Here is an 8,570-nt window from a genome sequence, read left to right as displayed (position 1 = left end):
GGTCCGGGCCTGGCTCGCCACCGACCGCCCGGAAGGCTCGAAACTCGTCGTCGTCACCCGGGGCGCCGTCGCCGCCCGGCCCGGGGACCTGCTCGACGGCCTGGGCGAGGCCCCGGTCTGGGGCCTGCTGCGCACCGCGCAGTCCGAACACCCGGGCCGTTTCGCGCTCGTGGACCTCGACGACCCCGCACGGTCCGGCCCGGCCCTGCGGGCCGCCGTCGCGACCGGCGAGCCGCAACTGGCGTTACGCGACGGGGTCGCCCACCGCCCCCGCCTCACGACGGCCGTGGCACCGGGACACCCACGACGCCCACGGCACCAACGGTCACTGGACCCTGACCGTACGGCCCTGATCACGGGCGGCACCGGCACACTCGGCGCCCTGGTCGCACGCCGCCTGGTGAGCGAGTACGGGCTGCGCCGCCTCGTGCTCGTCAGCCGGGCCGGGCGGCAGGCGGCGGGCAGCGAGGAGCTGCGGGCCGAACTGACCGCGCTCGGCGCGCACGTGACGATCACCGCGTGCGACGTCTCCCGCCGCGAGGAGCTCGCCGCGGTGCTCGCCGACATCCCCGCCCGGCACCCACTGGGCGTCGTCGTCCACACCGCGGGCGTCCTCGACGACGGCACAGTGCAGTCGCTCACGCCGGACCGCCTCGACGCGGTACTGCGGCCGAAGGCCGACGCGGCGTGGCACCTGCACGAGCTGACCCGCGAGCAGGACCTCGACGCGTTCGTCCTGTTCTCCTCCGTCATGTCGGTCACCGGGAACGCCGGACAGGGCGCGTACACCGCCGCGAACGCGTTCCTCGACGCCCTGGCCGAGCACCGCCGCGCGGCCGGCCTCCCCGGCAACGCGCTCGCCTGGGGCCTGTGGGCCGAAGGCAGCGGGATGACCCGTCACCTCGACCGCGCCGACCTCGCCCGGATGGCACGCAGCGGCATCGGCACGCTGTCCACCGGTACCGGACTGGCCCTGTTCGACGCCGCGCTGGAGCGCGACCTGCCGTACGCGGTCACCGCCCGCCTCGGGCGCGCGGCACTGCGCGACCTCGCGGCGGCCGGCACCCTGCCCGCCGTGTTCCGGGACCTCGTCCGCGCACCGCTGCACCGCGCGGCCAACGCGACGGCGACGGACGGCGCCGAGGACGCGACGTCCTGGGCGCGCCGTACCGCGGAGCTGTCCGCCGACCGGCGCGGCCGCGCGGTGCTCGACCTCGTACGGTCGCAGACGGCCGCCGTCCTCGGGCACGACGGGACGGAGAGCATCGACGTCGAACGCGCTTTCCGGGAGCTGGGCTTCGACTCGCTCACCGGGCTGGAACTGCGCAACCGGCTCAACGCCCTCACGGGGCTCCGGCTGCCTGCCACCGTCGTGTTCGACCACCCCAGCGTGACCGCGCTGGCGGCGCGGCTGACCCGCGAGGTCGTCGGCGACGCGGCCACGGCCACGGCCGACGCTCCGGCCCCCGGCCGTGCCACGGCCGCCGTCCCCCCGGACGACGACCCGGTCGTGATCGTCGGCATGGGCTGCCGCTACCCCGGAGGCGTCGTCGGCCCCGACGACCTGTGGCGGCTCGTCGCGGACGGGACCGACGCCGTCGGCGACTTCCCCACGGACCGCGGCTGGGACGTGGACGGCCTCTACGACCCGGACCCGGAGAGCACCGGCAAGGTGTACACACGGCACGGCGCGTTCCTCTACGACTCCGGGGACTTCGACGCGGAGTTCTTCGGGATCTCGCCGCGCGAGGCACGGGCCATGGACCCGCAGCAGCGGCTGCTGCTGGAGACCTCGTGGGAGGCGCTGGAGCACGCGGGCATCGACCCGACCTCCCTGCGCGGCAGCAGGACGGGTGTCTTCGCGGGCGTCATGCACCACGACTACGCCTCGCGCCTGCACCGGACACCCGACGGCTACGAGGGCATGCTGCTGGCGGGCAACGTCGGAAGCGTCGTCTCCGGCCGCGTCGCGTACACGCTCGGCCTGGAAGGCCCGGCGGTGAGCATCGACACAGCATGCTCGTCGTCGCTGGTCGCGCTGCACCTGGCGGCGAACGCGCTGCGGTCGGGGGAGTGTGACCTGGCGTTGGCGGGTGGCGTGACCGTCATGTCGACACCTCATGTGTTCGTGGAGTTCTCGCGCCAGCGCGGCCTCTCCGCCGACGGCCGCTGCAAGCCGTTCGCGGCGGCCGCGGACGGCACCGGGTGGGGCGAGGGCGTGGGCCTGCTCGTCGTCGAGCGGTTGTCGGATGCGGTGCGTCATGGGCATCGGGTGTTGGCGGTGGTGCGGGGTTCGGCGGTGAATCAGGACGGTGCGTCGAATGGTCTGACCGCGCCGAATGGTCCGTCGCAGCAGCGGGTCATCCGGGAGGCGCTGGCCGGTGCGGGCTTGTCGGCGGGTGATGTGGATGTGGTGGAGGGGCATGGTACGGGGACGGCGCTGGGTGATCCGATCGAGGCGCAGGCGTTGTTGGCGACGTATGGGCAGGGGCGGGCGGAGGACCGTCCGTTGTGGTTGGGGTCGGTGAAGTCGAACATCGGGCATACGCAGGCTGCTGCGGGTGTGGCTGGTGTGATCAAGATGGTGATGGCGATGCGGCATGGTGTGCTGCCGCGGACGTTGCATGTGGATGTGCCGTCGCCGCATGTGGACTGGTCGGCCGGTGGTGTGGAGTTGCTGGCCGAGTCGGTGGTGTGGCCGGAGGTGGGGCGGCCGCGTCGGGCGGCGGTGTCCTCGTTCGGCATCAGCGGCACCAACGCGCACGTGCTCATCGAACAGCCCTCCGCCGTCGCCGAGCCCGAGGCCGCCCCCGCCGAACCCGGTGGTGTGGTGCTGTGGGTGTTGTCGGCGCGTTCGGGTGTGGCGTTGCGGGAGCAGGCGGTGCGTCTGCGGGAGTGGGCGACGGCGCATCCGGAGGCCGACCCGGTGGCGGTGGGCCGGGCATTGGTGTCCGGCCGGGCGGTACTCGAACACCGTGCGGTGGTGTCCGGCCGGAGTACGGACGAGTTGGTCGCCGGGCTGGCCGACGTGACTGCGGGGGACACGGCTGTCATGCCTGCTTCCGGGGCGGTGTTCGTGTTTCCGGGGCAGGGGTCGCAGTGGGCGGGGATGGCGGCCGAGTTGCTGGATTGTTCTCCGGTGTTCGCGGAGGCCGTCGAGCGGTGTGCGGGGGTGGTGGATCCCCTGACGGACTGGTCACTGCTGGATGTGCTGCGGGATGGTTCGGGTCGTTTGCTGGACCGGGTTGATGTGGTGCAGCCGGTGTTGTTCGCGGTGATGGTGGGGTTGGCACGGTGGTGGGAGTCGTGCGGCGTACGTCCTGCCGCTGTGGTGGGGCATTCGCAGGGTGAGATTGCCGCGGCGCATGTGGCGGGTCTGTTGTCGTTGGAGGACGCGGCGCGGGTTGTGGTGTTGCGGAGTCGGGCGTTGCGGCGGGTGTCGTCGGTGGGTGGCGGGATGCTGTCCGTCGGGGTCGGCGCTGAGCGTGCTGCCGAGCTCGTCGCAGGCGATGACGAGCTCTCCTTGGCTGCTGTGAACGGGCCCACGAGTGTGGTGCTTTCCGGGTCGATCGAGGCACTGTCCGGGGTCGCGGACGCCTGCGAGCGCGACGGCGTACGGGCGCGGTGGATTCCGGTGGACTACGCCTCCCATTCCGCCCAGATGGACGTACTGCGGGAAGACCTCCAGGCTCTGCTGGCGGATGTCACCCCGCAGCCCGGCGCGGTGACGATGTACTCGACGGTGACCGGCGAGGCCGTTACCGACCCTGCGGCGCTGTCCGGCTCGTACTGGTACGAGAACCTGCGCAACACCGTCCGGCTGGACCAAGCAGTACGTGCGGCGGTAGCCGACGGGCACACGGTGTTTGTCGAATGCAGCCCGCACCCCGGACTCGTCGTCCCCATCACGGACGAGCTGGAGGAGGTCCCGGGCGGTACGGTCCTGGAGACCCTGCGCCGTGGCGAAGGCGGTCCGGAGCGGTTGGTGACGGCCCTGTCCGCCGCCTTCGTACGCGGCCTGTCCGTCGACTGGGCGAGCCAGCTCAAGCACGCCGACGCAACAACGCACGTCGACTTGCCCACCTACCCCTTCCAACACCGCCGTCACTGGCTCGACGCGCCCGCGGTGCCCGGGGCCGCGCGGGATCTGGGGCTCACGGCCGTCGGTCACCCCCTGCTCGGCGCCGCCGTGCGTGCGCCGGGGGACGATGGGCTGTCGTTCACGGGGCGTCTCTCCGTCTCCTCGCATCCGTGGCTCGCCGACCACGCCGTCCTCGGCACGGTCATCGTCCCCGGCACGGCGCTCCTCGACCTCGCGACCTGGGCCGGAGCCGAGGCCGGATGCCCGGTGGTCGACGAACTCACGCTGCACGCACCGCTCGTGCTGCCCAAGGGGACCGGCGTCCGGCTGCACATGGCCGTCGCCGCGCCCGATGCCTCCGGTGTCAGGGCGTTCGCCGTCCACTCGTGCCCCGAGGACGCCCCCGACGACGAGCCATGGGCTCTTCACGCCACCGGGAGCGTCTCCGTCTCCTCCGACCTGCCCGCGTCCTCCGCCGACGCCCTGCTCGCGTGGCCGCCCGCGCACGCCGACTCCGTCGACACCACCGCCGTGTACGACCGGCTGGCCGAGTTCGGCTATGAGTACGGTCCGGCCTTCCAGGGCCTTCGGTCCGCCTGGCGGCAAGGTGACGACCTGTTCGCGGAAGTGGTACTGCCCGACCCGGCCGCGAGCCAGGAGCACGGCTTCGCCCTGCACCCCGCACTCCTGGACGCGGCCCTGCACTTCGCCGCCCTGGAGGCGGCCGAAAGCGCGGGCACGACGCTGCTGCCGTTCACCTGGACCGGGGTGACCCGGGAGGCGACCGCCGGGCCCGTCGGCGCGTTGCGGGTACGGCTCCGGCGTACCGGCGGCGGCGACGCGATGTCGGTCCTCGTGGCCGACGACACGGGCGCGCCGGTGGCCCGGGCCGAGTCGCTCGTGCTGCGGCCGCTGGCCGCCGGGCAGTTCGCGGGTGCCGTTGGGGCCGACCCGGCCTGGCTGCACCGCGTGGAATGGACGCCGACGGCGCCGCGGGAGGACGACGTGCCCGACGCCGCCGGGGTGGCGGTCATGGCACCCGGCGGGCCTGGCCTCCTCCCGACGTACGCGGACCCGGCCTCGGCCGCCGATTCGGGCGTCCACGTCGCCGTCCTGCCCTGCCCGTCCGCCGACGGCACCGCGCCCGACGCGGTCGCGGCGGCCGTGCACGCCGTCCACGACGCCGTACGCGCCTGGCTCGCCGAAGAACGCCTCGCCGCCGCCCGCCTGGTCGTCGTCACGCGCGGCGCGATCGGCGCCGACCCGTCCGAGGACGTCCCCTGCCCGGCCCAGGCGGCGATCTGGGGTCTCGTACGGACCGCGCAGACCGAGCACCCGGATCGCTTCGTCCTCGTCGACCTCGACCCGTACGACACCGAACCGTCCATGCCGGTGGACGTGCTGCGGGCTGTCGTGGCCGCCGACGAGGACCAGGCGATCGTCCGGGACGGAACCGTCCTGACCCCGCGCCTGGTGCGTGCCGCCACCGGCTCGGCGCTCGTGCCGCCGGACGGGCCCGCGCCGTGGCGCGTCGAATCGGGCCCGCGGCGCACCGTGGACGCCCTCGCCGTCGTCGACCATCCGGGGGTCGTCCAGCCCCTGACCGAAGGGCAGGTCCGGGTCGCGGTGCGCGCGGCCGGGGTGAACTTCCGCGACGCGCTGATCTCGCTCGGCATGTACCCCGGCCGGGCGGTCATCGGCGCCGAGGCGGCGGGTGTCGTCGTCGAGGTCGGGCCGGGCGTGGTGAACCTCGCACCGGGCGACCGGGTGATGGGGCTGTTCGACGGCTCCTTCGGGCCGCTGGCCGTCGCCGACCGCCGCGTGCTGGCCCGTATGCCGTCCGGCTGGTCGTTCGTCCAGGCGGCGTCGGTGCCGGTGGTGTTCCTGACCGCTCTGTACGGGCTGCGCGACCTCGGCGGGCTCCGGTCCGGCGAGTCGGTGCTCGTCCACGCCGCGGCGGGCGGTGTCGGCATGGCCGCGACGCAGCTCGCCCGGCACTGGGGCGCCGAGGTCTTCGCGACCGCGAGCCCGGCGAAGTGGGGGACCGTACGGGGCCTGGGCGTCCCCGGGGAGCGGATCGCGTCGTCCCGCGACACCGGATTCGAGCAGCGCTTCACCGAGACCACCGGCGGGCGTGGCGTCGACGTCGTACTGAACTCGCTCGCCGGGGAGTTCGTGGACGCGTCGCTGCGTCTCCTGGCCGACGGCGGCCGGTTCGTCGAGATGGGCAAGACCGACGTCCGCGGACCGGAGGCCGTCGCGGCCGAGCGCCCGGATGTTTGTTACCGCGCGTTCGACCTGATCGACGCGGGCCCGGACCGGATCGCCGAGATGTTCGCCGAACTCGTCGGCCTCTTCGAGGCGGGCGTCCTGCATCCGCTGCCCGTACGCACCTTCGACATCCGCCACGCGCGCGATGCGATGCGCTTCGTCAGCCGCGCCCGGCACACCGGCAAGGTCGTCCTGACCCTGCCGCAGCCTCTCCGTGACGGCGGGACCGTCCTGATCACGGGCGGCACCGGGACCCTCGGCCGCCGCCTCGCCCACCACCTGGTCACCCGGCACGGCGTCCGGCACCTCCTGCTGCTCGGCCGGTCCGGCGCGGCCGCCCCCGGCGCGGCCGAACTCGTGGCGGAGCTGGGCGGGTACGGTGCGACCGTCACCGTCGCGGCATGCGACGCGGCCGACCGGGCCGCCCTGGCCCGCATCCTGGCCGACGTGCCGGCCGAGCACCCGCTCACCGCCGTCGTCCACGCGGCCGGAACGCTCGACGACGGCCCCGTGGAGGCGCTGACACCGCATCAGGTGGAGCGTGTGCTGCGCGCCAAGGTCGACATCGCCGTCAACCTGGACGAGCTCACCCGGGACGCAGACCTGTCCGCGTTCGTGATGTTCTCGTCGGCCGCGGGCGTCCTCGGCACCGCGGGCCAGGCCGGTTACGCCGCCGCCAACGCCTTCCTCGACGCCTTCGCCCACCACCGCCGGGCACGGGGACTGCCGGCCACGGCGCTGGCATGGGGCCTGTGGGCCGAACGCACCGGAATGACGGAACACCTCGGCGCCGGAGACCTGAAACGGCTGGCCCGGGGCGGGCTCGTACCGTTCTCGACCCCGCAGGGGCTGGCCCTGTTCGACGCCGCGTGGGAGCGCCCCGACGCGGTACTGGTCCCGGCACGGCTGGACCTGGCGCTGTTGCGCACGCCTTCGGCGTCCGTCCCGCCGCTGCTGCGCGCTCTGACGCCGTGTCAGTCGGGTGCTGTTGCCGCCGACGCACTGCCGTGGGCCCGGCGGCTGGCCGACGCCGCACAGGAGGAGCGCACCGAGATCGCGCTGCGCCTGGTGCGGGCGGAGGCGGCCGTGGTGCTCGGCCATGACTCGGCGGAGAGCGTGCGTCCCGGGACGACCTTCCGCGACCTCGGATTCGACTCGCTGACCGGCGTCGAACTGCGCAACCGGCTCGGCGCGGCCACCGGCCTGCGGCTGCCGTCGACGCTGGTGTTCGACCACCCGACCCCGGCCCGGCTGGCGGGCTTCCTGGTGTCCGCGTCGCTGGGGACTTCCTCGACCGACGAGGCGTCCGCCGGTCGTCATGCCGCCCCGGCGTCCGGCGCGGCCGACGAGCCGGTCGCGATCATCGCGATGGGCTGCCGGTTCCCCGGCGGCGTCGAGTCGCCCGAGGGGCTCTGGGGCCTGGTCGCCTCCGGCGGGGACGCGATCGGCGACTTCCCGGCCGACCGTGGGTGGGACACCGCCTCGCTGTTCGACCCCGACCCCGAAAAGCCGGGCAAGAGCTACGTCCTCAGGGGCGGTTTCCTGTCCGGCGTCGCCGACTTCGACGCGGAGTTCTTCGGGATCTCGCCGCGCGAGGCGCTGGCCATGGACCCGCAGCAGCGGCTGCTGCTGGAGACCTCGTGGGAGGTGCTGGAGCGCGCCGGAATCGATCCGACGTCGCTGCGCGGCAGCCGGACCGGAGTGTTCGCGGGCATGGCCGGCCACGACTACGCGACGGGTGGGATGCCGACGAGCGTCGAGGGACACGTGCTCACCGGCAACGCCACGAGCGTCGCGTCGGGCCGGGTCGCCTACACGCTCGGCCTGGAGGGCCCGGCACTGACGGTCGACACAGCATGCTCGTCGTCGCTGGTCGCGCTGCACCTGGCGGCGAACGCCCTGCGGTCGGGGGAGTGCGACCTGGCGTTGGCGGGCGGTGTGACGGTGATGTCGACGCCGGACTTCTTCGTGGAGTTCTCCCGTCAGCGCGGGCTCGCCGCCGACGGCCGGTGCAAGGCGTTCTCGGCGGCGGCCGACGGCATGGGCGCGGCGGAGGGCGTGGGCCTGCTGCTGGTCGAGCGGTTGTCGGACGCGGTGCGTCATGGGCATCGGGTGTTGGCGGTGGTGCGGGGTTCGGCGGTGAATCAGGACGGTGCGTCGAATGGTCTGACCGCGCCGAATGGTCCGTCGCAGCAGCGGGTCATCCGGGAGGCGCTGG

At 73.9% G+C, this 8,570-nt stretch carries 1 protein-coding gene; it reads left to right on the top strand.

Annotated features, from left to right (window positions below):
- Window positions 1–8,570, top strand: an 8,570-nt coding sequence (locus tag K6I34_RS25300; protein WP_275127149.1) for a type I polyketide synthase, incomplete at both ends; no start/stop codon positions are given.

This window comes from Streptomyces sp. UNOC14_S4, from assembly GCF_020740835.1.
Classification (GTDB): Bacteria; Actinomycetota; Actinomycetes; order Streptomycetales; family Streptomycetaceae; genus Streptomyces.
Note: the sequence above shows the minus strand (reverse complement) of the source record. Positions and strands in the feature narration are given on the sequence as shown.